Consider the following 26,514-nt stretch of genomic DNA (forward strand, 5'->3'; position numbering starts at 1 on the left):
GCGTCTTCAGTCGTTCTGTCGCAGGGGCCGCAGGACGGCGGCCCCTGCGCGCACGAGTGCGTACAGGGGCCGGCCGACCCATTGGCCGAGGTCACGTGGCAGGGCGGGGTCCAGTTCGATGACCACCTTGACATAGCGGGTGGTCAGCGGCGTGAGAGTGGTGGGCGTCGAGGCGGGGGCGGAGGCCCCGGCCGGGGCGGAGGCAGTGGTGTCCGGCCGGCGCTGGAGTGCGGCACGGTAGGTGTTCTTGCGCTGGTTCACACCGTGTCCTGACGGTTGATGAGTTCCTCGGCGAGGTCCATGTACGCCGTGCCCTTGGCCTCGACGGGGCTGCCGAACGACTGGGCGTACAGGTCGAGCCGCGGAATGTGCGTCGACAGCACGTCGAAGCCCCGCTCGGTGAGGGCCTCGCGGGCGTCGGCGTCGGGGCCGGTGCGCGTGGCGTCGGGACGGTTCGTGCGGTTCAGCAGGACGGCGGCGCGGGCCTGGTGGGCACGCAGGGACTGCATGTCGTCCATCTCGCGGTCGATGGGTGCCATGCGGTCCAGCTCGATGGGGGCCGGCGTCACGGGCACGATCCACTCGTTCGCGTACCTCATGATGCTCCGGGCGATGGGGGCGTGGTCCTCCAGCTGCGGCGCGTCGAACACCACGGCCCGCCGGTTGTCGAGGAAGTCGTTCACCCGCCGATGCACGTCGCCCACCGGAAGGGCGAGCACGGGAAACGGGAAACCGCCCGCCAGTTCGCTCCAGCGCAGCGCCGAGGACGCGGGATCACTGTCCACGAGCAACGGCGCGAAGCCCGATGCGTGCAGTGCGTGGGCCAACCAGACGGCGCTGGTCGTTTTCCCCACTCCGGGCTTGAGGTTCACGAATGCATAGCTCAGGGGCACGGAAGCCGACGCTAACGGCCCCGCGCCGACTGCTTTCGTCGGCGCGGAGCCACGACGCACGGTTCACCCCGCGGCGCAGGGGAATCATTCCCACGGGCTAACGTGAGCGCCCGCCGGTGCCCGGTGCCCTCAGCGCACGGTGATGGTGACGGTGGCCGTGCCGGTCGCGGCGGGCAGCTTGGTGGTGTCCACGGCCAGGTACTCGCCGTCGTCCTGCCGGCCGTCGGGCAGGATCTTGGAGTGCAGACCGTAGGGTGCCGCCTCGCCGGAGACGCCGTCGACGCCGAAGTCGCTGTCGTTGCCGAGCACGATCGTGCGTCCGCCGTCGGTGGTGGCGACGCCCTCGATCTTGTCGTGGCCGAAGAAGCCGCCCGCCGGGTCGAGGCCGGTCACCAGGGCGCCCAGGTCCAGATACGTGCTCTTGGCGACCGGGGTGACGCCGGCCGCCCTCAGGGCGGCCGCTGCCGTCGCTGTGTCGTCCTGGCCGACGTACGCGTCGACACTCCGCCGGTCCGCACCGATGAGCAGCCCGCCCCTGGCCCCGTCGTACACGCTTCCCGGCACGCGCGCCGAGGGGCCCACGTCGGTCGCGTCCTTGATGTCGATCCGGAACAGCTTCTTGTACGCGCCGGGTTCCATGGCGCCGTCCCGCTCGTCGACGAGGAAGGTGGTGTCGCTCAGCGCGGTGATCTCGCTGACCGCGCCGCTGTTCTTCTTCGGGTCGTCGAGCAGGTAGACGTACTCGTGTGTGGCGTGCGTGCGCAGGTGGTACGTCACGATGCGCAGCGTGGTGACGTTCTTGGTCTTGACGTCTGCGGGCAGGTCGGGCTCCTGGAGCGCGGACTGCATCATGCCGACGAGCGTGCTCCCGTCCGGTGTGATCGTCAGGCCCTCCATGCCCTTGTTCGGCACCCGGGCGGCCAGCTCGGCCGGGAGCGAGCCGTCGAAGGGCGACAGGCGCTCGATCGCCCGGCCGTCGCGGGAGAAGTGCGTGAGGTACGGCCCGTACTCGTCGGACACCCAGAAGGTGCCGTCCGGCAGGGCGACCAGCCCCTCGGGGTCGTAGCCGTAGGGGGAGGCGGGCAGCGCGTCGCCGGCGAGGTCGATCAGGGACTCACCGGTGTCCGCCTGCGTGCTGACATGCCCGTCGTAGGGGGTGCCGTCGGCGGCGCGCAGCGGGATCGTCCCGAGGATCTCGGCCTTCGTGCCGACGAGCCGGATCCTGGCGATGACCGGGACGAAGTCCGGCAGCGGCAGGGCCTTCCTGCCGTCCGGGGTGTCCACGTTGGGGCCGCGATCGGTGATCCCGTAGAACTCGTCCTTCGAGCCCGGTACCGGGTACAGCGAGGAACCGTAGGCCCCCGCGGAGAGCTTCACTCCGCCGATGGTGGCGAGCGGGGGCAGGTGGGTCCGGTACAGGCGGACGGCGTCGCTGACCTTGTAGGTGAATCGGTCGGTGCCCCGGAAACCCGCGTCCGGGGTGTAGCTGAACGAGCCGTCCTGATGCACCGTCAGGGACCCGTGGGCCGTCCTGGTGTGCGAGACGAGGGTGACCGGTCGTCCGCTGTCGTTGCCCAGGACACCGTGCCCCCGCACGGTCAGGGTCCGCCCCGTGTGGGCGGCGTAGGCGTCGGGGCGCGCCGTGAGCGCGGGCCCCACGCCGTGGCGGGCCGGCTCGGCGGCACCCGCCGAGCCGCCGCTTCCGGTCAGCGACAGCGCCGCGGCGGTGGCCACCGCAGCGGTGGCCGCGGCGATCGCCCTTCTCGGATGAGACATCGGTTCCTCCCGGTCCGTGCGTCTGCCGGCGCACCGCACGACCGCCGAGTTTCGTGAGCGTACATGTCCGGTGCGGCACGGGGGAGTTGCCAGGACCCCTTGATCGGGTGACGCGGAGGTGACCGACGGGTGTGGCCCTCGCCGGGCCCGCGGCGGCCCGAGGGGCGCCGTGTCCCGCTCCCGGCGTCTCGAGGTCGTGCCGCCGGTTCGTACCGGGCGTGTGACAGGTGTGGCACGGCCTGTCGACCTGATCCCCAACCGGCTGTCGTGGAAGCCCGGTTACCGCTTAGCATCACGGCGGACGCAGGGGTGAGCCGGTCTGCCAGGGGGATGGGTGGTCGTGATCAGGGACGCGGTACGCCTCGTCGGCGCCGTCGTGGTGTGCGGCCTGGTACTGGCCGGCTGCACCTCGGCCGGCGGCGAGCCGCCCGGGCCGACCCCGGCCGGGACGGCCGGTGCCAGGACGACCCAAGGCCCCTCGCCGACCGCCGCCGTGGACATCGATCCCGCCGACGCGCCCACGACGAGGGCCCAGGCCGCCGCGTTGATCCGGGACGTCATCCCGGAACCCTCCGCCTTCGGACCCGGAGCCGTCCGCCGGAGCCCGTACGAGAGCGACCCGGGGCGCTGGCCGGTCCTCGGCGACGACTGCGTCTGGCGCCAGGAGGCGCTCCCGAAGGACGTCCTCGCGACCCTGACACGCTCCTACGAGATCCCGGCGAGTGCCGCCAGGGGCCCGCTCCGGCTGAGCGCGGTCGTCACGGTGCACCGCACCGCCGAGCAGGCCGACTGGGAGAACGCCGAGGTGCTGGAGGAGATGATGCGCTGCCCCGCGCAGCGGCTGCGCCCGGACGAGGTGGTCACCTCCCTCAACGACGTGCCGAACTCCCCCGGTGAGTCCGGGAACGACTACGCCGACGACGTCCTGACCGAACTCGGCAGCTACACGGGCGCCGAAACCGGCGGCCCCCACCCGTACATCTGGGAGCAGACCCGTATCGGCCGGTTCACCCTCGCCGTCTCCGCGAAGGGCTCCAAGGGCTGGACCCGCACAGACCTGTTCGACCGGCTGCGCGATCCCCACGCGGGCATGCGCGCCCGCCTCAGAGCCGTGATGGAGCGGGACACGCCGGGGCCGAGTGCCGGCACGAAGGGCGAGCGCCGATGACCGAGAAGCTCACCCCCTCCGACCCGGCCCGGATCGGCGGTCACCGTCTGCTGGCCAGGCTCGGTTCCGGCGGCATGGGCGTCGTCTATCTCGGCCGCGCCGAGTCGGGGGAGCTGGCCGCGGTCAAGGTGATCCTGCCCGAGTACGCCGACCAACCCGAGTTCCGCGCACGCTTCCGCCGTGAGGTCGCCGCCGCCCGGCGCGTGGACAGCCCCTGGGCGGTGCCGGTCACGGGCGCCGACCCCGACGCGCCCGCGCCCTGGCTCGCCACCTCGTTCGTCCCCGGCCCCTCGCTCGCCGAGGCCGTCGCCGCCTGCGGCCCGCTGCCGCCGCGCGGGGTGCGCGTCCTGGGCCGCATGCTGGCCCGGGCCCTGACCGCCGTGCACGACGCGGGACTCGTCCACCGCGACGTCAAGCCCGGCAACGTACTCCTCGCCGTCGACGGCCCGCGCCTCATCGACTTCGGCATCGCCCGTGCCACCGAGGAGACGGCGCTCACCTCGGCCGACATGGTCGTCGGCACACCTGGATTCCTCGCCCCCGAGCAGGCCCGGGCGCGGCCCGCCTCGCCGGCGAGCGACGTCTTCTCCCTGGGCTGTCTCCTCGCCTACGCCGCCACCGGCCGCCCGCCCTTCGGCACCGGTGCCGTCGACGCCCTCCTGTACCGCACGGTGCACGACGAGCCCGACCTCGACGGTGTCCCCGGCGACACGCGCGAACTGCTGGAGCGCTGTCTGGCCAAGGATCCGGCCGCCCGGCCCACCGCCCGCGAGGTGGCCGGGACACTGGCCGGCGACACGCCCGAGGACAGCGCCGACTGGCTGCCCGACTCCGTCGTACGGCTCATCGCGGACACCTCCGCCGCGATGCTCGCCCTGCCGGACATCGAGGCGACGGCCGTCGACGGGACGACGGACGGGCAGCCGGCAACGGGCGGTCGGCCGGCACAGGCCCCGGCAGCCGCACCGGTGACGTCACGGACCTCCGGCCGCCGCCGCTTCCTGCTGCTCGGCGGCGCGGCGCTGCTCGCGGGCGGTGGCGGCGCCGCCCTCTGGGCCGCCCGGCGCGACGACGGCACCCGGCCCACCGCGTCCTCCCGTGCCCGCCGCTGGATCCTCGGGGTCCAGGCCGACCTGACGGGCCCGCGGAAAACCGTCGGACAGGCCCAGGAACGCGGGATACGGCTGGCCGTCGAGCAGTTCAACTCCCGTGCGGACAAACCCTTCACCCTCACCCTGAGGACCGTCGACGACCGGGGCGACACCGCCCGCGCCGTCCAGGTGGCCCGCGCCCTGGCGGCCGACCGCGATCTGCTCGCCGTCATCGGCTCCACCGGTGACGAGACCACCGGGGCGAGCCTGGAGAGCTACGACGCACAGCTCGTCCCCCAGCTCACGGCCTCCTCGGCGCAGTCCGTGTACGGGACCGCGCAGCCCCGCCACTTCCTCCAGGCCGTCCCCGGCTACACGAGCCTGCCCGTCACGGCCGCTGTTTCCCTGCGTGGGCAGGGCGCCCGGCGCGTGGGCGTGCTGATCGACCGTGACGGAGGCATCCCCGCCTGGCAGCTCGGCCGTACGATGTTCCAGAGCCTGGGTGGCCTCAAGATCGCCGGTGAGCCGCGTGTCGTGCCGCGGCTGAGCGGGAACCTCGCGGCGGTGGTCGCCGAGATGCTCACGCACCGGCCGGACGGGTTCGTCTGCACGGGCAGCCCCGCCCGCGCCGCGGCCGTCGCCCGGGCCCTGGCGCAGAGCGGCTACGACGGCCTGCGCGTGCTCGGCTACCCGGCCGCCGGCCCGGAGTTCCTGACCGCGGCGGGCACGGCCGCCGACGGCTGGCAGGTCTTCGCTCCGTACATCGACCCGTCGGCCGCCCCAGTCCGCGCCTTCGCCTCCGCGTACCGGAAGCGCTACGGCGCGCCGCCCCCGTACTGGGCGGCCGAGGCGTACGACGTGGCCCGCATGGTCATCACCCGCCTCGCCGAGGCCGGCGGCCGGCCCTCCAGGAACAGGCTCTACGACCTGCTGGCGAAGGGCACGTACAAGGGACTCGTCCGGACGTACGCGTTCGACGAGCGGAACCAGGGGTGGCTGAAGGGGTACGAGGTCTTCCGCTACGAGGTGAAGGGCGGCCGGTACTCCTACGCGGGCAAGGTCGACTTCTGATGCGGCCGCTGACCGGCGACGACCCCGAGGACATCGGCGGGCACCTGCTGCTGGCCCGGCTCGGCGCGGGCGGCATGGGCGTCGTCTACCTCGCCCGTACGCCGGGCGGGGCGCTCGTCGCGCTCAAGACGATCCGCGCCGAACACGCGGCGGACCCGGCCTTCCGCACCCGGTTCCGGCGCGAGGTGACGGCCGTGCGCGGGCTGACCGGGACATGGCTGGTGCCGGTCGTGGCCGCCGACACGGAGGCCCGGGAACCCTGGCTGGCCACGGAGTTCGTCCCCGGACCGTCGCTCGTCGAGGCCGTCGACGGCTTCGGCGCGCTGCCCGCCGCCTCCGTGCGGACCCTGGGGTCCCGGCTGGCCGACGCGCTCGAAGCCGTACACGCGGCGGGCGTGGTGCACCGCGACGTGAAGCCCGGCAACGTCCTGCTCGCCCTGGACGGCCCGCGCCTCATCGACTTCGGCGTCGCCCGGGCCGCGGGTGCCACCGCGCTCACGGCACCGGACGCCGTCGTCGGCACGCCCGGCTTCCTCGCGCCGGAACAGGCACAGGCCCGCGCCGGGGAGGTCGGCCCACCCAGCGACGTGTTCGCGCTGGGCTGCGTTCTCGCGTACGCGGCCTCGGGCCGGCGCCCGTTCGGCACCGGACACGCGGCGGGCGTCCTGTTCCGCACGGTGCACGAGGAGCCGGACCTGACGGACGTCCCCCGCGAGCTACGGGCTCCGATCGGAGCCTGCCTGGCCAAGGACCCGGCCCGGCGGCCGACGGCCGCCGAGGTCGCGGCGGCGCTCGGCGACCCGCGGATCCCACTCGCGCGGGGCGCTGCCGAGGCCCGCGAGGGGCAGCGGTGGCTGCCGCCCGCGGTCCTGCGCGTGGTCGCCGAACGCTCCGCGCGGGCGCTGGACGTGCCCACCCCCCGACGCCCCCCACGGCAGCCCGCGGGCGACGGCCCGGCCACCGACCCCGGGCCACCGCGCCCGCGGGACGCCCGCCCCGTGACCCGACGGCGCGTGCTGCTGATGGGGGGCGCGGCGGCCTCCGCGATCGCCGCCGGCGGCGGGATCACCGCCTATCTGACGGCCGGGCGAGGCGGTGCGCGCGGCGCCCTTCCCGTGCACACCCTCGGTTTCCAGTCCGACCTCAGCGGCCCGGGCAAGGCGGACGGCACGGCGCAGGAGCGCGCGGCGCGGCTCGCGGTCGAGCAGCACAACGCGCGCTCGGGCATCACCTTCCGTCTCGCCCTGAACACCGTCGACGACGGGGGCGAGGCGGCCCGCGCCCGGCAGGCGGCCCGGCACCTCGTCGCGGCCGGGGTGAGCGCCGTCCTCGGCCCCGGCTCGGCCACCACCGCGCTCGCCGCCGCTCCCGTCTACCAGGACGCCCGCACGGCCATGGTGCTGATCTCCGTCGACGACGGCAGCCTCACCCCGTCGCATGCGCGCACCCTCTGCGTCACCCGGGCGCCCGAGTCCTTCCTGGCGCTGCCGCTGACCTCGTACCTGACCTCCGTACGACCGGTCGACCGTACCGCCGTCATCGACGACCGGGCGGCGGGCCGGACGGGATCGGACCTCACCAACGCGCTGTCGCGGACGCCGCCCCACCAGGGCACGACGAGTGTCCACTCCGTGGCAGCCGGCAGCGACGACTTCGCCTCCGCCGCCCGCGCCGCTCTCGCCGCCAAGGCGCAGGCCGTCGTCTTCAGCGGCACGTCGCCCGAGCGCGCCGCACGCTGCGCCCGCGCACTCGCCGGCGCTGGCTTCACCGGACCCCGCCTGGGCACCTGGCACATCATGCGCCCGGCGTTCCTCCAGCAGGCCGAAGCCGCGGGCCAGGACTGGCTGTTCGGCGCCCCCTTCACCGACCCCGGCAGTGTGTCCCGCACCTTCCGGACCGCCTACCACGCCCGATACGGAGCCGCCCCGGGGCGCTGGTCCCCGGAGGCCTACGACGCGGTGGGCCTGGTCGCGCGCACCCTGGAGACACTGGGCGGAACGTCCGACGTCGCCCCGGGGGCCGTGGCCGAGCGCCTCCGTGACGTCACGTACCGGGGGCTCGCCAAGACCCTCCGTTTCGCGTCCGGCGACACCAGCACCGCCGAACTGGGCGGGTCGTACTTCCTGTTCCAGGCGAAGGGGAACGCGTTCCGCTTCCTGGGACGCCAGGACCAGGTCAAGTGAGCGCCCACCCTTGTGCGTTCGGAAGCCCGCATGCGATCCCGCGTCAGCCGCGGTGCTCCGCCGGAAGGTTCTGTTCGGCCCAGATGGTCTTGCCCTCGGCGGCCTGGCGGCTGCCCCAGCGGCGGGAGAGCTGAGCCACCAGGTACACGCCCCGGCCGCCCTCGTCGGTGGTGCGGGCGTGCCGCACACGGGGCGAGGCGCTGCTCCCGTCCGAGACCTCGCACGTCAGGGTGGAGTTCCTGATCAGGCGCAGGCCGATGGGGCCGGTGGCGTGCCGGATGGCGTTGGTGACCAGCTCGCTGACGATCAGCTCGGTCGTGAACAGCAGTTCCTCCAGGCCCCAGCCGGCCAGCACGTCGGCCACCCTCGCCCGGTACTCGCCGACGGCGGCCGGGTCCCTGGACACCTCCCAGCAGACCTCGCGCTCCGGGCCGAGGGGCTGGGCCCGGGCCAGCAGCAGCGCCACGTCGTCCGGGGGCGGGCCACTGAGGAACGTGCCCAGGACACGGTCGGACAACTCCTCCAGCGGCCGGTCGGGCCGGGCGAAGGCGGCTCTCATCCGCGCCCCTGCGAGGTCGGGGTCGCCGTGGACGGACCGCAGCAGTCCGTCGGTGTACAGCGCCAGGATGCCGCCGTCGGCCACGTCGAACTCCGCGGACTCGAAGGGGAGCGTGCCCAGTCCCAGCGGCGGTCCGGCGGGCAGATCGGGGAAGACGACGTCGCCGTCGGGGGCCACCACGGCAGGCGGCGGGTGTCCCGCCCGCGCCGCGACGCACCGCTGGGTGAACTGGTCGTGCACGAGATAGAGACAGCGCGCCCCCAGCAGTTCGCCGGCGACCGACTCGCCGTCGGTCGCCGAGGCCTCCTCGATCGCGCGGATCACGAGATCGTCGAGGCGTGCGAGCAGCTCCTCGGGCGGCAGTTCCAGATTAGCCAAGGTGCGCACCGCGGCCCGCAGCATCCCCATGCTCGCGGCCGCGTCGACACCACGGCCCGCCACGTCGCCGACCGTGAGCGCCACCCTGGTGCCCGACAGCGGGATGACGTCGAACCAGTCACCTCCGGCGCCGTCCCGGTCGTCGGCGGGTACATAACGCGACGCCACCTCGAACTCGGTGCCGCCGCCCGGATCCGGCGGCAGGAGCTTGCGCTGAAGGGCCAGCGCCAGGGAGCGGGCGAGGGTGTCGCGGCGCGCGTTGTCGAGACGTGGCGCCGCCCGGCTGACCACGTCCTCGGCCAGGAGGAGGTCCTCGGGGCCGAAGGCGGCGGATTCCCGGTGCCGGAGAAGGGTCAGCAGGCCCAGAGTGACCTGCTGGGAGCGGATCGGCACCCACATCAGGGAGACGTGCCCCAGCTTCCGGATCCGCTCCGCCCGGCTCCGGTCGAGGCGGAACCACGGGCGGGCGTCGGCGGTGGCGACGACGGGACACCGCAGGGAGACGCCGTCGGCGACACACCGGGCGCCCGGCCATCGGTCGGTGAACTCGATCCGCTGCCCGATCCCGGCCACCGACTCGGGACGGTCGCGACGCGTGGATCGCTCGGCGGCGCGACGCAGCGGTGGAGTGTCCCCGACCGGTCCCGGCAGCGCCTGGTCCCCGCGCAGAACCGGCTCCAGCAGATCGACGGCGGCGAAGTCGGCGAGCTGGGGGACGGCGAAGTCCGCCAGTTCCTGGGCGGTGCGGCTCAGGTCCGCACTGCTGCCGATGCTCGTCTCGGCCGCGTCGAGCAGCTCCAGCCGCTCCTGGTCCCGGACGCGCTCGGTGACATTGAGGAACAGACAGCAGACACCGACCGGCCGGTCCGAGGCGTCGCACAGCCGGAAGACGGAGTTGGAGCAGACGCGCTCCCGGCCGGGATCGGACTTCAGGCGGCCCCGCAGGCGCAGGTCGAGCACAGGCCGGCCGGTTCTGAGCACCTGCCGCATCGCGGCCTCGAGGGCCTCGCCGTCGAGGCCGGGCTGCACGTCCGTCACGCGTCGGCCGAGCCGCTCCTCGCGGGTGCCGCCGCCCAGGAGGAGCAGAAGGTCATTGACCCAGACGTAGCGCAGCTGGGTGTCGAACACGGCCGCCGCGACCGGCGAACGTGCGAGCAGTCGGTCGAGCGTGTTGCCGTGCGTCTCCCACCATGGCTCTTGACCCCCCCGCCGTTTGCACTGGGCATCGCGAATTCGTGCAGGGATCATGGTTGAGTCCTTTGGGTGCTCCTTCCAGGATTGCACCTCGAGCGGACAGGGCGACGACCGGGGGACCCATGGGCCGCCGACCGTCACCCCAGGTCACCCGACAGCTCGCGAGGGTCACTCCGCCCGGCTCGCGAGCCGGCTCCCGAGCGTCGCTGCGCCGGTTCGCGGACGCGCACCAGGACCTCTGGAGCGCGCCCCGCCGCAGCAGGTTGCCGCCGGGCGGGGCGCGCGGTGAGCGCGGGCGGTCCCGGCGGCGTTACGCCGTCGTGCAGGTGCCGAGATCGTCCCAGGGGCCCCACTGGTCGGAGGCCCCGGGCTCCTGGCCCTGAACCCACCACTTCGCCCGCCAGGTGTGGCCCTTCCAGGTGACCTCCTCGCCGCCCGTGTAGACGGCGGCGGAGTCCCACGTCGACGCCGTGCACTGGTCCGGGTCGCCCGGGTTGCCCGGGTTGCCCGGGTCACCGGGGTTGCCCGAGCCGCCGATGTTCACGTCGATACAGGCGTAGAACGCGTTGGCGGTGTCGGCGATGTTCCAGACCGCGAGCACCTTCTGCCGGCCGGTGAAGCCGCCGAAGTTCACCTGGTGGCTGACGGTCGAGGGGGGCTGGGCTCCGCCGCCGTCGAACTGCGCCACCTTGGTGCCGCCGATGAAGTACTGCCAGTTGCTGGTGGCGTGACGGGCCGTGAAGTTCCAGGTGAAGGTGGTCGAGCTGCCGACATCGGTGGCGCGCCACGGCTTGCTGTCGTCGTCGAGTTCGGCGAAGTCCGCGTTGCCTCCACTGCAACTGTGCAGGCCCTTCGGCCCCTCGACGCTCTGGGGCTCGTACTTGATGGGACCGCAGTCGACGATTCCCGCGGCGCACTGGGCCTGCCGGCTCATGGGTGCGGAAACGTAGCCGTGCGCGCTGGCCGTGGCGGCCGGGAGGCTCACCGCGAGGAAGGGAGCGAGCCCTGCCCCGATCACGGCGGCCAGTCTTCGTTTCGTGTGCATGTCAACTCCTTCGCTGGAGGCCGTCGCGGAGCAGGGCGGTTGCGGTCGGCCCACGCGCAACCCGTGCCGGTGCTGCTCCCGCGGCCTCCTCGGTGGGGACAAGGTCGAGCGCACGCATGTCGGCGGCAGGGGTGGGTGAGGCCCCCGCGTTCACCTCGCGCGCCGTCGACTGGGAGCCGGCCACCGAGGGACGCCTCGGGGCCGGATCCGTTGGTCTAGACCTTATCCGCTACGGGGATCCCGTCAAGGGGGTGGGGCGACTGCCGTCGCCGTGGACTCGGCCGGCCGGCCCGCTGTTCCCGCGCGACGAAGTCAGCGATCCGGCACGGCAGTTGAGTCCGCCAGGCCGGGGGTGTCTGGAGGGAGGGGAGGGGCGGGAGATGCCCTGGACGGATGCGGATGTGCCCGGACATCGGCGGTCGCGTCACGGCGCCGCCGCTTTGTGATCATCGGCCGGCCCGGTCACCGCTGCTCGTTCTTCGGGCCGGCCGGTCGCCGGTGTCCGTGTCTTGGGTCGCGCGGTGCCGCTATGCGTTGTTCGGGCAGCCCGGCGCGTCCGGCAGGTGGTGCTTGGCCCAGTCGCCCAGTTCCCTCAGGGCGGGCTCCAGGGCGGCTCCCGCCCCGGTCAGCCGGTAGGAGACCCGCAGTGGCGGTCCCTCGTCGACCTCGCGCAGTACCAGGCCCGCGGCGCCGAGTTCGGCGAGCCGGTCGGAGAGCATGCGCTCGCTGATGCCGGGGATGGCCCGCCGCAGGTCGGTGAAGTAGGCGGACTGCTCCTGGAGCACCGACAGGATCGGGCCGTTCCAGCGCTTTCCGAGCAGTTGGAAGACGCGCGTGATGCCGTCGTCCACGCGTTTGCATGCCGCCGCGTCATGGGTCTGCTCCACCGCCATGCGCCCATGATACTACCCGGCTGTAGGGGGGTGAAAAAAAGTAAGTCCCTGTGTTAGAAATAGCGATGTACGAATCCTTAGCCCGTTGTCCACGGGCTCGTCCTGTCTGGAGACAGCCATGGCCACCCTCCTCCACATCGACTCCTCCCTCTTCCCCGGCGCCGCGTCCTCCTCCCGCGCCGTGACGGACGCCTTTCGCCGGACGTGGCAGGAGCAGCACCCCGGCGGTGCGGTGATCTACCGGGACCTGGCGGTGAACCCCGTCCCGCACATCACCGCCGACGCCCACACCGCCGGCTTCGCGGATCCGGCCTCGCACACGCCCGGGCAGGCCACGGCCTTCGCCGAGCGCGTGCGGCTGATCGAGGAACTGGAGCAGGCGGACGCGGTGCTCATCGGGGCGCCGATGTACAACTACACGATCCCCTCGACCCTCAAGGCGTGGCTGGACAACGTGATCCTGTTCGGCCGCACCGCGGGCGAGACCCCCTCCGCCAAGGGCACCCCGGTCACCGTCGTGGCCAGCCGCGGCGGCTCCTACGCCCCGGGCACCCCGCGCGAGTCGTACGAGTACGTCCAGAACTACCTGACGGCGGTCCTCGCCGACGCCCTCGCGCTCGATGTCGACTTCATCGTCCCGGAGCTGACCATGGCCCCGCAGAACCCGGCGATGTCGGAGCTGGTGCCGCTCTTCGAGGCATCCCGCGAGCGTGCCTTCCAGGATGCGGCCACCAAGGCGAAGGCCCTCGCCGAGCGCCTGGCGGCGTAGGCGGAGACCGGCCGCGGCATGCGGCATGCGGCATGCGGCATACGGCCACGGTGCGTCCCTGCGCGCACCGTGGCCGTTCGGCTGCCATCCGCCTCCCACCGTCAGCCGCGTCGTCGACGACGCCGTGCCCCGTCGTCCTGTCCCGCCGGGGGACACCACTGTGACGTGAGTCATACCCTGCGATGGACCGGAGCTTGTCGATCCGGGCCGTCCCCGTTCGTCCAGGGGTGAAGGCCGGCGAAGGGCGCCGGCGCGAAAGAAAGGGGCACGCGATGCGTTACCTGTGTCTGCTGACCAAGGGCGCGGACGCGGTGGTGCCGGAGCCCGGCACGCCGGAGTTCACGGCGACGATGGACGCGTTCGAGACCGCGAACCGGGCCATGGCCGATGCCGGGGTGCTGATCGAGCTCGGCCGGCTCCAGTCCGAGTCGTCGGCGACCACGGTCCGGGCCTCGGGCGAGGAGACCGTCCTGACGGACGGGCCGTTCGCGGAGCTCAAGGAGGAGGTCTGCGGCTTCTACCTGCTCGAGTGCGCGGATCTGGACGAGGCGCTGCGGTGGGCGGCGACCATTCCGCTGGTCCGCGCCGGTGGAGCGGTGGAGGTGCGTCCGCTGATGGCGCAGGCCGGGCCCCGATGACACCGCGATGACGAGTGAGCTCGAGCTCGTCTTCCGGCGGGAGTGGGGGCGCGCCGTCGCCGTGGTCACCCGTGTCACCGGGGACCTCGGCGCGGCGGAGGACGCCGTGCAGGAGGCGTTCACGCAGGCGCTGGAGCGCTGGTCGACGGGGCCGCCGCCCGACGAGCCCCGGGCCTGGCTGATCACCGTGGCCAGGAACCGCGCGCTCGACCAGCTGCGCCGGGAGGCCCGGCGCAGCGCGAAGGAGGGGGAGGCCGTGCGGCTGCTCGGCGAGTCGGGACCTCCGCGGCCGACCGGTATGGTCGCCGACGACCGGCTCCGTCTCGTCTTCACCTGCTGTCACCCCGCACTGGAGCCCGGGGTGCGCATCGCGTTGACGCTGCGCACCCTGTGCGGGCTGACCACCGCCGAGATCGCCGCCATGTTCCTGGTGAGCGAGCCGGCCATGGCCCAGCGGCTGGTGCGGGCCAAACGCAAGATCCGTGACGCCGCGATCCCGTACCGGGTGCCCGAGGACCACGAACTGCCCGACCGGATGCCGGCGGTGCTGCGCGTGGTCTACCTCGTGTTCACCGAGGGGCACCGGGCCGGCGTCGGCGAACGCGTGGTCCGCGACGAGCTGTGCGACGAGGCGATCCGGCTCGCCCGGCTGCTGACCCGGCTGAGCCCCGACGACCCGGAGGCGCTGGGCCTGCTCGCGCTGCTCCTGCTCACCGACGCGCGCCGCGCGGCCAGGACCACCGCGGACGGCCGCGTCGTGCCGCTGGCGGAGCAGGACCGCGCGCTGTGGGACAGGCAGCGGACCGGCGAAGGCGTCCGCGTGCTGGGCGAGGCGGTGGCGCGGCGGCGGCCGGGCCCGTACCAGTTGCAGGCCGCCATCGCCGCCTGCCATACGACGGCCCCGACCGCGGCGGACACCGACTGGGCCCGGATCGCGGAACTGTACGAGACGCTCGCCCAGTACGATTCGTCCCCCGTGATCCAGGCCAACCGCGCGGTCGCCGTGGCCGAGACCCACGGGCCCGCCGCCGGGCTCGCCGTGCTCGACCGGCTGACCGCCGACCGGCGCGTCCGCGGCTGGCACCCCCTGCATGCCGCCCGGGCCGACCTGCTGCGGCGCCTCGGCCGCCGTGACGAGGCCGCCGACGCCTACCGGACGGCCCTCGCCCTCGGCCCGCCACCCGCCGAGCGAGAGTTCCTGACGGCACGCCTCGAGGAACTGGCGTGAGTCCCCCAAGGTCCTCGCGGGCTCCGGGGTGGGGAATCTTACATAGGCGCTGACCAGGCGATGTCGTATTCTCCGGACATCGGACGTGTCCGCGTGCCGGGCACGATGGCCCAGTCCTCGGGACGGGTCCGCCACGGGCCATGGAAGGTGGAACCAATGAGCATGGATGCCGTATACGTCCGCGGTGTCACGGGAATCCAACTGCATCACGTCACGGACCTTCAGGATGCCGGTCGCTTCCTGAGCAATGCGGCGATGGCCATGCGGGCCGCCTTCGTGCGGACGGGCGACGAGCGGTACTCCGCCCTGCGCGCCCAGACGATCGAACTGCTCTCACAGGCGCGCGCCCTCGAGAACGAGGCGCGGGCGAACCTGCAAGAACTGCACTCCTCCGACCCGGAGCGCTTCGTGCGCAGCCGCGAGGGCGAGGAACCGTGGCCCGACGAGATCCAGCCGGGCTTCGTTCCCCGGCACACCTGTCGGGACACCTGCCTCTACCACGACCACGAGGTCCTGGACGCCCTCATGCAGTGCATCTGCGGCCGGCCGCCGTGCCGGGCGTGCGGCATCGCCGGGGAACCCGCGGCGTAGGGCCGGCCCCCCCCGCGCGCGGTCACGGCGCGGGGGCGGTCACGGCGCGGGAGCACCGAAGACGCAGGTCGCAGCCGCGGAAGAACACGTCCTCACCCGGTGCCCAAGGGGCTCGGGTTGCGGAAGTCTCTGTTGAGGCGTTCCGTCGAAGTAGGGGAGTTCTCGGTGCCCGAGCGCGTCGGGGGACCGGAGGTGGCTGATGGCGGTGTACGAATACTCCTGCGCCCGTTGCGGACGGTTCGAGGAACGGCTGGCCATGGGAAGCGCCCCCGGCACACGCGACTGCCCGACCTGCGGCGGCGACGCGAAACGCGTGTACTCGCCGCCCGGCCTGGCCTTCACGCCGGCCTCCCTCGTCGCGTCGCGTGAGCGGGAGGAGCGGAGCCGCGAGGCGCCGGAGGTGGTCGTCCGAGGCGGGGCGCCGGCCGCACGCGCGTCGCGATCGCCTCATCCTGCCCTCGCACACCTGCCGCGGCCCTGAGTCGCCCCCAACGCCGCGAGAACGGCCCGGCATACATCACACCCACCAGGAGGTGTGCGTCAGCATGGGCAACGTCGGACTGCTGTATGTGGGGGCCGTCCTCTACATGAACGGGTTGATCCTCCTCGGCAAGGTCGAGGCGAAGGCCGGGGGAGTGTTCAACCTCTTCGTCGGTGTCCTGCAAGTGGTCACTCCGACGTATCTGGTCATGACGGCTCAGGGCGACACGCGTCAGATCCTCACGGCCTCGGGCCTCTACCTGTTCGGATTCACTTACCTCTACGTGGGGATCGGCCTGCTCGCCGGGCTCGACACCACCGGCGTCGGCTGGTTCTCCCTGCTCGTCGCCATCGCCGCGCTCGGCTACTCCTTCGTGAACTTCCATCTCGTCCGGGACCCTTCCTTCGGCGCCATCTGGCTCTACTGGGCCTTCCTCTGGTTCCTGTTCTTCCTGCTGCTCGGGCTCAAACGGGAAGCCCTGACCTCGTACACGGGCTGGGTGACCACCATCGAGGGCTGGGTCACCGGAGTCATCCCGGGGTTCCTGCTGCTGTCCGGTTACTGGAAGCACACCACCGAGATCGCCATCGCGCTCGGGGTCTTCGCCGTGCTCGTCTTCGGGGGCCTGTGGCCGCTCACCGGCCGGAGCGGCCCCGCCGGCCGGCCTCCGGAAGCCGAGAACACCGCGGACGCGTACGGCGGCTGAACGCGGCCGAGGCCGTGTCACCGCCGCGTGTCCGACCGCCGAGCCTCGATCCGACAGCCGAGCCGCCAACCGTCGAGCCGCCAACCGTGGAGCCGCCAACCGTCAGCCGGGCCGCGAGCCGTCAGCCGAGCCGCGAGCCGTCACGAAAGGTAGCTGTCATGCCAGAAGTCATCTTCAGCGTCGACCAGTCGAAGTCCATGCGCGAGCAGAGGGTTCCCGGGCACAACAGGTGGCATCCGGACGTACCCGCCGTCGCCATGGTCCGGCCCGGCGACGAGTTCCGTCTGGAGACCCGGGACTGGACCGACGCCCAGATCGGCAACAACGACTCCGCCAACGACGTGCGGGACGTGGACCTCACCCACGCCCACATGCTCAGCGGGCCCGTAGGCGTCGAAGGGGCCGAACCCGGCGACCTCCTCGTCGTGGACATCCTCGACATCGGCCCCGTCCCGCAGCAGGTAGGCGACGCCCCGGGACAGGGGTGGGGCTACACCGGCATCTTCGCCAAGAACAACGCCGGCGGCTTCCTCACCGACTACTACCCGGACGCCTACAAGGCGATCTGGGACATGCACGGCCAGCAGGTGACGTCCCGTCACCTGCCCGGGGTCCGCTACACCGGCATCACCCACCCCGGACTCATCGGCACCGCTCCGTCCGCGGACATGCTCGCCCGGTGGAACCGCCGCGAGCAGGCGCTGATCGACACCGACCCCGACCGTGTCCCCCCGCTCGGCCTGCCACCGACCGCCGAGCACGCGCTCGCCGGCCAGGCCACCGGACAGGACGCCCAGCGCATCTGCGCGGAAGGCGCCCGTACCGTGCCCGGACGCGAGAACGGCGGCAACCAGGACATCAAGAACTTCACCCGCGGGGGCAGGGTCTTCTTCCCCGTCTACGCCAAGGACGCCAAGCTCTCGGCCGGTGACCTTCACTTCAGCCAGGGCGACGGGGAGATCACCTTCTGCGGCGCCATCGAGATGGGCGGCTTCATCGACCTCCACGTCGACCTGATCAAAGGCGGCATGGAGAAGTACGGCATCTCCACCAACCCGGTGTTCATGCCGGGCAACGTCGAGCCCCGGTACTCGGAGTTCATGAGCTTCGTGGGCGTCTCCGTCGACCACGACACCGACACGAACTACTACATGGACGCGACGCTGGCCTATCGCCGGGCCTGCCTCAACGCCATCGAGTACCTCAAGCGGTTCGGCTACTCCGGTGAGCAGGCGTACCTCATCCTCGGTTCCGCCCCCGTGGAGGGACGTATCAGCGGCATCGTGGACATCCCCAACGCCTGCTGCACCCTCTACGTCCCCACGGGGATCTTCGAGTTCGACGTCCGCCCCACGGCGGAGGGCCCGAAGAGCGCCGACCGGGGCAAGTGCGCCGTGACGTCGGGCTGAGGATCCGTGACGTCGGGCTGAGGATCCGTGACGTCGGGCTGAGGACCCGGTCCGGTCAACCGCGGCGCCCGGCCGGCGCCGACGGCCCCTGAGGGGCCGGCGTGCGGGACGTGGGGGAGGGACCGGTGGGCGTCCGCCCGCTCTTCGGCGGCGCGGTGGCCAGGCCGAACTGCGCCGCTTCGAGGGCGCCTGTGCCCGTGCCCGAGACACGGGTGGCGGCCACGGAGAGGTGGAGGTCGTTCGTGGTGGCGTAGCGGGTGTACCAGGTCTCGTCGATGCCGAGCCTGTCCAGGGCCGCCCGCTGGGCCTGGGCGGGGTCGGCGACGTACTGCCTGGTGAAGATCAGGTGGTCGGTGTCGGTGAAGGTGAAGTCGGCCCGGTCGTCGCCGTCCCGGTACATCCAGTGGACCTTGCTGTAGTAGTCCTTGGAGTACGTGTCGTCGGGGTGCGGCCGGGGATCGGACTCCGTGGCCGTCACCGTCCTGGGGTCGAACGCCCCGACCAGACGCCGCCGGGTCCTGGTGTCGTCGACGAGGAAGACCGGGACGACGGCGGAGTCGTACTCCGTGCGCAGATGGAGGTCGGCGCCGATCACCGAGTACGGCCCGACGCTCCCGCGCGCCCAGCGCCAGTGCTCCACGGCGTACGGGAAGGGCCGGTTGCCCCAGATGTGGTCGTGGTAGCCGTGGCCGGTGAAGGGCCGGTTCTTTCCGCCGACGGTGACCGTCCCGGTGGCGGTCCCGGACGGCACCGCGCACAGCCAGCCGAAGTGGTCCTCCGTGTCGCCGAGGTAGACGATGCCGGTGCCCGGCCGGAACGGCGGCGCCAGACCGGTCAGCGTCAGGTCGACTCCGACGTCGCCCGACCGGCCCCTCATGCGGTACGTCTTCAGGTCGCCGGCGCAGGTGAAGGGGCCGAGCCGTACGTCGCAGCGGTCCTTGGCGCCGGCGAACTCCTTCCAGGACCAGGTGTGCACTCCTCCGTGCGTGGTGCCGTCGGGGTCGGTGACGGTGACGGCGGACTTGGGCCTGCGGCCCGCCTCGCCCGGATCGGGGACGAAACCGTCGTCGAGCCGGGTGCTCAGGGCGAAGGACACGGTGGTGCCGTCCTCCCCGGTGAAGGCGGAGTGCCACGCCTCGAAGACGTTCGGATCGTCGTTGCCGGCGACGGTGCGGAACCCGTCCTCCCACGCCTCGACCACGTCGCGCCTGAGGTTCCCCCGGGCGTGGTCGGCGTTGGTGTGGCCGTAGGCGTTGGAGGTGAGATCGCCTGCGGCGCGGGTCCTGCCCGACCCGGTCGATTCCGGAGCGGCCTCCGTCCGGGTGGGCGGTGTGCACGCCGCGACCACGAGGCCGGGCACGGCGGCGATCAGTCCGGCGGTGGCCGCGTCGCGCAGGAACGCGCGCCGGGACGGTGCGGGACCTTCGTGCATGGGGCTGCCTTCACGGGTGCGGAGGACTGCCTACAGTCGACCGCTCGCCGACGGGCGCCGCACTCCGGTGCGGTCGAACGAGTGACGTCCTCCCCTCGACGGTGTTGCATGAAAATGCGAACTGGTGCATAGTCTTGCTATGTCCAAGGTCCTCACTTCCCTCCCCGTCGGCGAGCGCGTCGGCATCGCCTTCTCCGGTGGTCTCGACACCTCGGTCGCCGTCGCCTGGATGCGTGACAAGGGCGCCGTCCCCTGCACGTACACCGCCGACATCGGCCAGTACGACGAGCCCGACATCGCCTCCGTGCCCGGGCGTGCCACGACGTACGGCGCCGAGATCGCCCGGCTCGTCGACTGCCGGGCCGCGCTGGTCGAGGAAGGACTGGCGGCGCTCGCCTGCGGCGCGTTCCACATCAAGTCCGGCGGGCGGCCGTACTTCAACACCACCCCGCTGGGGCGCGCCGTGACCGGCACGCTGCTGGTGCGGGCGATGCTGGAGGACGGGGTGCAGATCTGGGGCGACGGCTCCACGTTCAAGGGCAACGACATCGAGCGGTTCTACCGGTACGGCCTGCTCGCCAACCCGCACCTGCGGATCTACAAGCCCTGGCTGGACGCCGACTTCGTGACCGAGCTGGGCGGCCGCAAGGAGATGTCGGAGTGGCTGCTCGAGCACGGGCTGCCGTACCGGGACCCGACCGAGAAGGCGTACTCGACGGACGCCAACATCTGGGGCGCCACCCACGAGGCCAAGACCCTGGAGCACCTCGACACCGGCATCGAGACGGTCGACCCGATCATGGGCGTGCGGTTCTGGGACCCGGCGGTGGAGATCGCCACCGAGGACGTGACGATCGGCTTCGACCAGGGACGCCCGGTCACCGTCAACGGCAAGGAGTTCGCCACCCCGGTCGACCTCGTCCTGGAGGCCAACGCCATCGGCGGCCGGCACGGGCTCGGCATGTCCGACCAGATCGAGAACCGGATCATCGAGGCCAAGAGCCGCGGCATCTACGAGGCGCCCGGCATGGCCCTGCTGCACATCGCCTACGAGCGCCTGGTCAACGCGATCCACAACGAGGACACCGTGGCCGCCTACCACACCGAGGGCCGCCGCCTGGGCCGCCTCCTCTACGAGGGCCGCTGGCTGGACCCGCAGGCGCTGATGGTGCGCGAGTCCCTCCAGCGCTGGGTCGGCGCGGCGATCACCGGCGAGGTGACCCTGCGGCTGCGGCGCGGCGAGGACTACTCGATCCTCGACACCCGTGGCCCGGCGCTCAGCTACCACCCGGACAAGCTGTCCATGGAGCGCACAGAGGACTCGGCGTTCGGTCCGGTGGACCGGATCGGTCAGCTCACCATGCGGAACCTGGACATCGCCGACTCCCGCGCACGGCTGGAGCAGTACGCGGGCCTGGGCATGGTCGGCACCGGCCACCCCACTCCGATCGGCGCCGCGCAGGCCGCCTCGACCGGCCTGATCGGCGCCATGCCCGAGGGCGGCGCCGAAGTGATCGCCTCGCGCGGCGAGGCCGCGGCCGAGGAGACGATGCTGGACCGCGCCGCGATGGAGTCCGGCACGGACTGACGCCGCACAGGTCCTGGTCGTACGACACCGAATGCACATCCTGGTCGTACGACACCGCACAGGTCCCGGCCGCACGCCCGCCCCCGGTGCAGCAGCGCAGCTCCTGCTGCACCGGCCGGCGAGGACTGCCGCACCCGCCCGAGGAGCGGCTGGTCAGCGCGAAGACGTCCAGGACACTTCAGTGCACCCCGACGTGGACGCCCGCCACCCGGCCGGGCCGGACGGTCGCGCCCACGGCCGACATCTCCTTCGTCGCCCGTGCATGGGCACCCGGCGGACGGCCACGTACCCGGGGTGCTCAGCGCTGCCGACGCGAGGCCACCGTGAACTGGGCGCCGTCGGGATCGCGCAGCACGGCCTCGCCCTCGCCCTCCTCCAGGACGCTGCCGCCGTGCTTCTCCGCGGCCCGGACGCACGGTTCCACGTCGGCCACCGTGAAGTGGACCTGCCAGTGCGGCCGGACCGAGGGGTCGGGCGGCATGTCCACCGCTCCCGACTCGATGCGGGCCACGACGTCGCCCCGGCTGCGCAACAACACCTGGCCCCCGGCGTACTCGACCTCGCAGCAGCCGGGCAGTCCCGAGGCCCAGTCGAGGATCTCGCCGTAGAAGATGGCGGCCTCGAAGGCGTCACGGGTGTGCAGGCTGATGAATGTCAAGGCCGCCTGCCGCCACGCCTCCCACTCGGTGACGAGCTTTCCCTGCCAGATGCCGAACGCGGCCCCGTCGCGGTCCGCGAGCAGCGCCGCCCTTCCCGGAGGCAGGGAGATGGGCCCCACCGCCGCGGTCGCGCCGCGCTCCCGGACGCGGGCCACGGCCACATCGGCGTCGCTCACGGCGAAGTACGGCATCCAGGCAACGGCCATCTGCCACATGCTGGCCACCCCGGCGACCCCCGCGACGGGCACCCCGTCCACCAGCGCGGTCCGGAAGCGGTCGCCCAGTCCGGCGCCGCGCCACTGCCAGCCCAGAACGGCGCTGTAGAAGTCCTGCGTGGCGCTGAGGTCGCGACTGGTCAGGCTCACCCAGCAGGGCGCGCCGAACACGGAATCCGTGTAGACGACGTCCGCACCGCCGAAGGAGTGTGTCGTGCCGTGGTTCATGGTCATCGCGCCCTGGTCTCGTGCACCGACAGCCACTGCTCTGACGTCAGTGTCCAACCTGAGTTGTGGTCCCGCACCTCGCCTGCCCGTCGGCCTCGGCCCCGCCCGGAGGACCGGCTCGGTCCCACGTCCGCACGCCGGTGTCGATGCCGCACACCTCGCGATGCGCGCCCGTCGTGCCGGCGGTCGGTCAGGCCGGCTGGAGCAGCAACGCGCGAATGTCGTGCGGGACTTGCTCCAACGCCGATTCCAGGTGCCCGGGCGAGACGTGATCGCGTACGACCATGGTGATCGCGGGGGCGAACCGGGAGACGTCCTCGGCGGAGACCTTGGCCTCCTGCGCGAAACGGTCCACATAGCCCTCGCGGCCGTACTTGACCGGTACGACGCTGGGATCCCAGCCGTCGTAGTAGCCGCCTCGCAGCAGCTCGGGGAGCTGGGCGGCGAAGTGCGCGGCCACGTCGACGGTGAGCCGGTCACGGAAGGTGTGCAGCCAGGCGCGCAGAATCCGGTGGGCGAGGTGGCGGTCCTCCGTTCCCAGGGCCTCCGACACCGCTTTGAGCCAGATGTTCGCGCTGTGGATGGCGTGCTCGAAGTCGGGTGGGCGGGTAGAGGGGGGCATGGATCTTCCCTTCCGGTATGCCTGCAAAGTGTGGAACGCGGATGCCCGATGCTCGCCGGGATCCGGCGTCAGACGCCCACGGGCCAGGTCTGCTCCTCCCGGCTCTCGGCGGCCACGGGGTGCAGCGGCGTGAGCGCGTGGGTGCGGTCGAGGTAGCAGAAGGCGTCGTAGCGCTGGGCCAGCACGGTGGGGACGTAGTTGCCCACCTGCTCGAACCGCGGCCGGTAGACCACGCCGATCGCGCGGTGCCCGTGCTCTTCATGGAACCACTCGCCCCGGCCGCCGGCCGGCGGCCGCTGGAACTGCACGTGCGGGAAGACGAACAGCGCCCGCCCACCGGGCAGCGCCCGGTGCAGCAGATCCTCCAGGCTTCCGGCGTGGGCCGGCGGCACCTCCATGATCCTGGGCGCACCGCCCCATGTGTCCGCGGCGATCACGGTGCCGGAGTGAGAGCCGAAGCCGACCAGTACCACGCCCCTGCCCATATGGCGTTCCCGCACCAGTTGACCGACGTTGACCAGGCCGGTGTCGGCCATGTCCGTGGCGCGGGCGTCGCCGATGTGGGTGTTGTGCTCCCACACCACCGCCTTGGCGTCGGGGCCGTGGTGCTCCATGAGCCGGTCCAGGGTGTCGGCCATGTGGTGGTCGCGGATGTTCCAGGACTCCGGCCCGCTGTCGAGCATGGCCCGGTAGTAGCGCTCGGCACCGGCCAGCACCTCGGCGTTCTGCCGGGCGGCGAACTCCGTGAGCGCACCGTCCGCGGTGACCGCCCGCGTGGACCGCCGCCGCAGCTCCGTCAGCAGTGAGACGACCTGCGGTTCACAGCCCTCGGGCACATAGCGGGTGGCCAGCGCGTAGGACTGCGGGTCCTCGGTGTACGGCTCGAAGCAGCGGTACGCCTCCAGGGCGTGTTCCACCCGGTCGGGGTCGTGCTCGCGCAGATGCGTGAGCACCGCGTCCAGCGACTCCCACAGGCTGTACACGTCCAGCCCGAAGAAGCCCACGCGCCGTCCCTCCGGCCGCTGTTCGTTGTGCCGGCGCAGCCACCGGGTGAAGGCCGCCACGTCGGTGTTGCCCCACATCCACGTCGGCCAGCGCCCGAAACCCTCCAGCACCTCGACGGGATCCTCGGGCGCGCCCGGCGCGGCGACCACGGAACGGTGCACGGCCTGGCAGTCCGGCCAGTCGCCCTCGACCGCGACGAAGGAGAAGTCCTTCTCCTCGATGAGCCGGCGGGTCAGCACGTCACGCACCTGGTAGTAGTCGGCGGTGCCGTGGGACGCCTCGCCGAGCAGCACGTAGCGGGCGTCGCCGATGCGCTCCATCAGCGGGTCCAGGGACGCCTCGTCCGTCAGGGGCAGCGCCTGGTCTCTGATGCGGGCCGGATAGGTGTCGGGCACGGCGTCTCCCCTTCCGCTAAGTCCCCGCCGGGTTCCCGCCGTACCGCACCCGAAACGGCCCCCGAGCAGCCGTTTCGCCCGTCAGTGGGGTGGGTGACACCCGTGCGGGCCGGGTACCCGCACGGGTGTCACACGGCGACGGACGGAGAGCCGACCGACGGTGGTGCGACATGAAACTGTCGTTCCTGCATCCGCTGGCCGAGGAGCCCGGTCCCTGGGCCAGCGCCTACCTGGACACCTCCCGGGACATCGACGACCCCGACCGGGCCATCGGCCTGCGCTGGCGGCACCAGCGCGACGTCCTGCGAGCCCAGGGCGCCGACCCGGCCACCGTCGCCGCGCTCGAGGCCGCGGTCGCAACGGACCGTGATCTTCCCGGCCCGCACGGACAGGCCCTCTTCGCCACCCGTGGGCACATCGCCCTGACCGACGAACTGCCCGTACCGCCCGCACGGGACACCGCCCGGTACGGCGGACTGCCCGACGCCATGCCCCTCGCCCTCCAGCACGCGCCGGACATCGCGTACCTGGCCGTCGCGGTGACCCGCACCGTCCAGCCCCGCAGCACCGGCCAGGAGAACGGGCAGGGCCCGGTGGACCAGGTCCTGATCGCCTACGAGGCCGGGCGCTGGCCCACGAGCAGGACCACCCCGGGACCGCGCACGACGCATCTGGTGCCGCTGGAGGAGTGGCAGCACGCGGCCCGCCGCCACGCCGCCGAGCTGGCGGACCTGGCCGAGCGGAACCAGGCCGAGACCGTCGTACTGCGCCGGGACACCGGTGACGCATGGCTGTCCGGCGTCCTCGTCAACCGGCTGCCCATCGACCTCCAGAACAGCCTCACCGTGGTCGAGGACGATCCGGACACCGGGATCCGCGGCGGTGACGGCCGCGCTCTCGTCGAAGAACACGTGGCCGATGTGCTGCACGGGCGGCTGAGCAAGGCCGACCGGCGTCACATGGACGTCTTCCACGCCCAGCGGGCCCGGCACCCCGCGAGGTCGGAGGGCACCGGAGCCGTCGTCAGCGCCTTGCGGCGAGGCCAGGCCCGAGCAGTGCTCGTCCGGCCGCCCACGGCCCTGCCCGAGCGGCTCTGGACGGCCACGGAGCCGAACCAGATCGCCTTGTCGGCAGCGGAGCTGGAGGTGTTCGGGGCGAGCGGGCTGCGAGAGGAACCGGCCGACACGGCACTGCTGCACGCCGCCCTGCGCACCGGAGCCGAACTGGTCGTGCTGCCGGCCGACGACGACACGCCCCTGGCCGACGGGGTCGGCGTCGTGCTGCGCTACCGGGATGTCGCGGATCTGGTCCTGCTCTAGGGCCTTGCGTTTGGATCCGGCCGAACGAAAGGCCCTGGGCGACGCTGGAAGACGTCGGCGGCGGAGGATGACGGTATGGGAAGGCAGCCCGGTGCGACCACCCTGGCCCTGGATGTCGCGCCGACGCCGCGGACGGCGGTGGCGTGGCTCCCGCCGCCGGAACTGTGGGCCCCGATCCAGGACATCCGCCGGGAGCACGACCCGCAGGTGCGACGCTGGCCGCCCCACGTCAACGTGCTGTTCGGATTCGTCCCCGAGGAGGAGTTCGGGCGGGCGGCACCGCTGCTGTCCGCGGCCGTGGCGGAGATCCCGCCGTTCGCCGCGCGGCTGGCCGGGGTGCGATTCTTCCGCCACCGGGCGTACGCCACCGTCTGGCTCGACCCGGCCGCGGCCGGCACGGCGCCGTGGGCCCGCCTCCATCAGGGCCTCGTCGAGCGGTTCCCGCGCTGCGCGGGCCGCTTCGCCGAGTTCACCCCGCATCTGTCCCTGGGCCGGACCCGGCAGCCCAGGCAGCTCGCCGCCGAGTGCACCGCCCGGCTGGGCACGCTGTCCGCCGAGGTCACCGAGGTGGTGCTGCTCTCCCGCCGGGAAGACGGGCCGATGCGCGTCCGCGCTACCGTCGCCCTGGGCAGCGGCCTCCTCAGCCGCCGGTGACCGGGCCGTCGCTCACCTCACTCGATCGGGCGTGGCCCATGACCGGTGGGGGGACAGTGGCGACTGGTGCTGTCAAGCACCAACGGGGCGTGTTCCAGCAGAACTCGCCGGGTGGGTGAGCCGACGAGTGGGGAAAACGGCCGAAGCGGGCGCGACGGGCCCGCTGTCCGGCTCTAGGATGGCGTTGCGGGCGCGAGAACGTCGGGCGTCGGCCGGGTCCGGGCATTCCCGAGGAGGGTTGCCCCCGGGCCGAGTCGCGGACGAGAACCCCGGCCCGATTACGGCAGGCCGGGGTTCTGTGTCATGTGCCCTGTCGCGGGGCCC

General features: G+C 72.6%; 23 protein-coding genes. 13 read left to right on the top strand and 10 right to left on the bottom strand.

Annotation, left to right across the window (positions count from 1 at the left end; all coding sequences use genetic code 11):
- Positions 1-6 precede the first annotated feature (6 nt).
- The 3 genes from ABZ484_RS08040 to ABZ484_RS08050 all read right to left on the bottom strand — a co-directional run bounded on the left by ABZ484_RS08040 (position 7) and on the right by ABZ484_RS08050 (position 2,669).
- Positions 7-261: a hypothetical protein gene (locus tag ABZ484_RS08040; RefSeq protein ID WP_358865045.1), complete on the bottom strand. Its 255-nt coding sequence runs from the start codon at positions 259-261 to the stop codon at positions 7-9.
- A complete protein-coding gene (locus tag ABZ484_RS08045; protein ID WP_358865046.1) occupies positions 258-893 on the bottom strand; it encodes a ParA family protein in 636 nt (211 codons plus the stop codon). Before ABZ484_RS08045 ends, ABZ484_RS08040 begins: the two co-directional genes overlap by 4 nt.
- Before the next feature lie 129 nt (positions 894-1,022).
- Positions 1,023-2,669, bottom strand: coding sequence for an esterase-like activity of phytase family protein (locus ABZ484_RS08050; RefSeq protein WP_358865047.1), 1,647 nt, complete (start codon positions 2,667-2,669; stop codon positions 1,023-1,025).
- Positions 2,670-3,009: 340 nt separating this feature from the next.
- Here ABZ484_RS08050 and ABZ484_RS08055 point away from each other — a divergent pair, with 340 nt between their 5' ends.
- From ABZ484_RS08055 to ABZ484_RS08065, 3 genes are read left to right on the top strand one after another with little or no spacing between them, the layout of a single operon-like run.
- Positions 3,010-3,837 (top strand): hypothetical protein, encoded by an 828-nt coding sequence (locus tag ABZ484_RS08055; RefSeq protein WP_358865048.1) that lies wholly within the window; start codon positions 3,010-3,012, stop codon positions 3,835-3,837.
- The gene (locus tag ABZ484_RS08060) at positions 3,834-5,999 is read left to right on the top strand and encodes a bifunctional serine/threonine-protein kinase/ABC transporter substrate-binding protein (RefSeq protein WP_358865049.1); all 2,166 of its coding nucleotides are present in this window, start codon (positions 3,834-3,836) and stop codon (positions 5,997-5,999) included. Before ABZ484_RS08055 ends, ABZ484_RS08060 begins: the two co-directional genes overlap by 4 nt.
- On the top strand, positions 5,999-8,182 hold the full coding sequence (locus ABZ484_RS08065) for a bifunctional serine/threonine-protein kinase/ABC transporter substrate-binding protein (RefSeq protein ID WP_358865050.1): 2,184 nt from the start codon (positions 5,999-6,001) through the stop codon (positions 8,180-8,182). Before ABZ484_RS08060 ends, ABZ484_RS08065 begins: the two co-directional genes overlap by 1 nt.
- A gap of 43 nt (positions 8,183-8,225) precedes the next feature.
- Here the strand turns inward: ABZ484_RS08065 and ABZ484_RS08070 are convergent, their stop codons facing one another.
- The 3 genes from ABZ484_RS08070 to ABZ484_RS08080 form a co-directional block, all read right to left on the bottom strand.
- Complete coding sequence (locus ABZ484_RS08070) at positions 8,226-10,367, bottom strand: SpoIIE family protein phosphatase (RefSeq protein WP_358865051.1); 2,142 nt, start codon at positions 10,365-10,367, stop codon at positions 8,226-8,228.
- A 256-nt stretch (positions 10,368-10,623) separates the two neighbouring features.
- A complete protein-coding gene (locus ABZ484_RS08075) occupies positions 10,624-11,358 on the bottom strand; it encodes a lytic polysaccharide monooxygenase (protein ID WP_358865052.1) in 735 nt (244 codons plus the stop codon).
- A 527-nt stretch (positions 11,359-11,885) separates the two neighbouring features.
- Complete coding sequence (locus ABZ484_RS08080) at positions 11,886-12,251, bottom strand: helix-turn-helix domain-containing protein (RefSeq protein ID WP_358865053.1); 366 nt, start codon at positions 12,249-12,251, stop codon at positions 11,886-11,888.
- A 118-nt stretch (positions 12,252-12,369) separates the two neighbouring features.
- Here ABZ484_RS08080 and ABZ484_RS08085 point away from each other — a divergent pair, with 118 nt between their 5' ends.
- From ABZ484_RS08085 to fmdA, 7 genes are all read left to right on the top strand, one after another.
- Entirely contained in the window at positions 12,370-13,020 is a 651-nt protein-coding gene (locus tag ABZ484_RS08085; protein WP_358865054.1) for an NAD(P)H-dependent oxidoreductase, read from the top strand.
- 272 nt (positions 13,021-13,292) lie between these two features.
- Positions 13,293-13,658 (top strand): YciI family protein, encoded by a 366-nt coding sequence (locus ABZ484_RS08090; RefSeq protein ID WP_358865055.1) that lies wholly within the window; start codon positions 13,293-13,295, stop codon positions 13,656-13,658.
- A 7-nt stretch (positions 13,659-13,665) separates the two neighbouring features.
- Positions 13,666-14,886 (top strand): RNA polymerase sigma factor, encoded by a 1,221-nt coding sequence (locus tag ABZ484_RS08095; RefSeq protein WP_358865056.1) that lies wholly within the window; start codon positions 13,666-13,668, stop codon positions 14,884-14,886.
- 156 nt (positions 14,887-15,042) lie between these two features.
- Complete coding sequence (locus ABZ484_RS08100; protein ID WP_358865057.1) at positions 15,043-15,477, top strand: hypothetical protein; 435 nt, start codon at positions 15,043-15,045, stop codon at positions 15,475-15,477.
- Between the two features lie 199 nt (positions 15,478-15,676).
- Positions 15,677-15,958, top strand: coding sequence for a zinc ribbon domain-containing protein (locus tag ABZ484_RS08105; protein ID WP_358865058.1), 282 nt, complete (start codon positions 15,677-15,679; stop codon positions 15,956-15,958).
- A gap of 64 nt (positions 15,959-16,022) precedes the next feature.
- Positions 16,023-16,664 carry an AmiS/UreI family transporter gene (locus ABZ484_RS08110; protein WP_358865059.1) on the top strand — a complete coding sequence of 214 codons (642 nt, stop codon included), beginning with the start codon at positions 16,023-16,025 and terminating at the stop codon, positions 16,662-16,664.
- Positions 16,665-16,822: 158 nt separating this feature from the next.
- Positions 16,823-18,073: a formamidase gene (fmdA, locus tag ABZ484_RS08115; protein WP_358865060.1), complete on the top strand. Its 1,251-nt coding sequence runs from the start codon at positions 16,823-16,825 to the stop codon at positions 18,071-18,073.
- Positions 18,074-18,128: 55 nt separating this feature from the next.
- Here fmdA and ABZ484_RS08120 read toward each other — a convergent pair whose 3' ends face one another.
- Positions 18,129-19,505, bottom strand: coding sequence for a lipocalin-like domain-containing protein (locus ABZ484_RS08120; protein ID WP_358865061.1), 1,377 nt, complete (start codon positions 19,503-19,505; stop codon positions 18,129-18,131).
- 139 nt (positions 19,506-19,644) lie between these two features.
- On the opposite strand from ABZ484_RS08120, the gene argG reads away from it, so the two are divergent.
- Entirely contained in the window at positions 19,645-21,093 is a 1,449-nt protein-coding gene (argG, locus tag ABZ484_RS08125) for an argininosuccinate synthase (protein WP_358865062.1), read from the top strand.
- 298 nt (positions 21,094-21,391) lie between these two features.
- On the opposite strand, the gene ABZ484_RS08130 is transcribed toward argG, so the two are convergent.
- The 3 genes from ABZ484_RS08130 to ABZ484_RS08140 form a co-directional block, all read right to left on the bottom strand.
- Positions 21,392-22,195 carry a VOC family protein gene (locus ABZ484_RS08130; RefSeq protein WP_358865086.1) on the bottom strand — a complete coding sequence of 268 codons (804 nt, stop codon included), beginning with the start codon at positions 22,193-22,195 and terminating at the stop codon, positions 21,392-21,394.
- A 190-nt stretch (positions 22,196-22,385) separates the two neighbouring features.
- Positions 22,386-22,817 (bottom strand): DUF2267 domain-containing protein, encoded by a 432-nt coding sequence (locus tag ABZ484_RS08135; protein ID WP_358865063.1) that lies wholly within the window; start codon positions 22,815-22,817, stop codon positions 22,386-22,388.
- A gap of 68 nt (positions 22,818-22,885) precedes the next feature.
- On the bottom strand, positions 22,886-24,217 hold the full coding sequence (locus tag ABZ484_RS08140) for an erythromycin esterase family protein (protein ID WP_358865064.1): 1,332 nt from the start codon (positions 24,215-24,217) through the stop codon (positions 22,886-22,888).
- Between the two features lie 170 nt (positions 24,218-24,387).
- Between ABZ484_RS08140 and ABZ484_RS08145 the strand changes: the two genes are divergently transcribed.
- Positions 24,388-25,536: a hypothetical protein gene (locus tag ABZ484_RS08145; RefSeq protein WP_358865065.1), complete on the top strand. Its 1,149-nt coding sequence runs from the start codon at positions 24,388-24,390 to the stop codon at positions 25,534-25,536.
- 75 nt (positions 25,537-25,611) lie between these two features.
- Positions 25,612-26,190, top strand: a complete 579-nt coding sequence (locus tag ABZ484_RS08150) for a 2'-5' RNA ligase family protein (RefSeq protein WP_358865066.1) — start codon at positions 25,612-25,614, stop codon at positions 26,188-26,190.
- The last annotated feature ends 324 nt before the right edge of the window (positions 26,191-26,514 follow it).

This window comes from Streptomyces sp. NPDC006393 (assembly GCF_040628575.1).
Classification (GTDB): domain Bacteria; phylum Actinomycetota; class Actinomycetes; order Streptomycetales; family Streptomycetaceae; genus Streptomyces.

Excerpts from the sequence above, each read along its gene's own strand:
- ABZ484_RS08050 (WP_358865047.1), bottom strand. The coding sequence starts at position 2,669 with ATGTCTCATCCGAGAAGGGCGATCGCCGCGGCCACCGCTGCGGTGGCC.
- ABZ484_RS08060 (WP_358865049.1), top strand. The coding sequence starts at position 3,834 with ATGACCGAGAAGCTCACCCCCTCCGACCCGGCCCGGATCGGCGGTCAC.
- ABZ484_RS08065 (WP_358865050.1), top strand. The coding sequence starts at position 5,999 with ATGCGGCCGCTGACCGGCGACGACCCCGAGGACATCGGCGGGCACCTG.
- ABZ484_RS08070 (WP_358865051.1), bottom strand. The coding sequence starts at position 10,367 with ATGATCCCTGCACGAATTCGCGATGCCCAGTGCAAACGGCGGGGGGGT.
- ABZ484_RS08075 (WP_358865052.1), bottom strand. The coding sequence starts at position 11,358 with ATGCACACGAAACGAAGACTGGCCGCCGTGATCGGGGCAGGGCTCGCT.
- ABZ484_RS08080 (WP_358865053.1), bottom strand. The coding sequence starts at position 12,251 with ATGGCGGTGGAGCAGACCCATGACGCGGCGGCATGCAAACGCGTGGAC.
- ABZ484_RS08085 (WP_358865054.1), top strand. The coding sequence starts at position 12,370 with ATGGCCACCCTCCTCCACATCGACTCCTCCCTCTTCCCCGGCGCCGCG.
- ABZ484_RS08090 (WP_358865055.1), top strand. The coding sequence starts at position 13,293 with ATGCGTTACCTGTGTCTGCTGACCAAGGGCGCGGACGCGGTGGTGCCG.
- ABZ484_RS08095 (WP_358865056.1), top strand. The coding sequence starts at position 13,666 with ATGACGAGTGAGCTCGAGCTCGTCTTCCGGCGGGAGTGGGGGCGCGCC.
- ABZ484_RS08100 (WP_358865057.1), top strand. The coding sequence starts at position 15,043 with ATGAGCATGGATGCCGTATACGTCCGCGGTGTCACGGGAATCCAACTG.
- ABZ484_RS08105 (WP_358865058.1), top strand. The coding sequence starts at position 15,677 with ATGGCGGTGTACGAATACTCCTGCGCCCGTTGCGGACGGTTCGAGGAA.
- ABZ484_RS08110 (WP_358865059.1), top strand. The coding sequence starts at position 16,023 with ATGGGCAACGTCGGACTGCTGTATGTGGGGGCCGTCCTCTACATGAAC.
- fmdA (WP_358865060.1), top strand. The coding sequence starts at position 16,823 with ATGCCAGAAGTCATCTTCAGCGTCGACCAGTCGAAGTCCATGCGCGAG.
- ABZ484_RS08120 (WP_358865061.1), bottom strand. The coding sequence starts at position 19,505 with ATGCACGAAGGTCCCGCACCGTCCCGGCGCGCGTTCCTGCGCGACGCG.
- argG (WP_358865062.1), top strand. The coding sequence starts at position 19,645 with ATGTCCAAGGTCCTCACTTCCCTCCCCGTCGGCGAGCGCGTCGGCATC.
- ABZ484_RS08130 (WP_358865086.1), bottom strand. The coding sequence starts at position 22,195 with ATGAACCACGGCACGACACACTCCTTCGGCGGTGCGGACGTCGTCTAC.
- ABZ484_RS08135 (WP_358865063.1), bottom strand. The coding sequence starts at position 22,817 with ATGCCCCCCTCTACCCGCCCACCCGACTTCGAGCACGCCATCCACAGC.
- ABZ484_RS08145 (WP_358865065.1), top strand. The coding sequence starts at position 24,388 with ATGAAACTGTCGTTCCTGCATCCGCTGGCCGAGGAGCCCGGTCCCTGG.
- ABZ484_RS08150 (WP_358865066.1), top strand. The coding sequence starts at position 25,612 with ATGGGAAGGCAGCCCGGTGCGACCACCCTGGCCCTGGATGTCGCGCCG.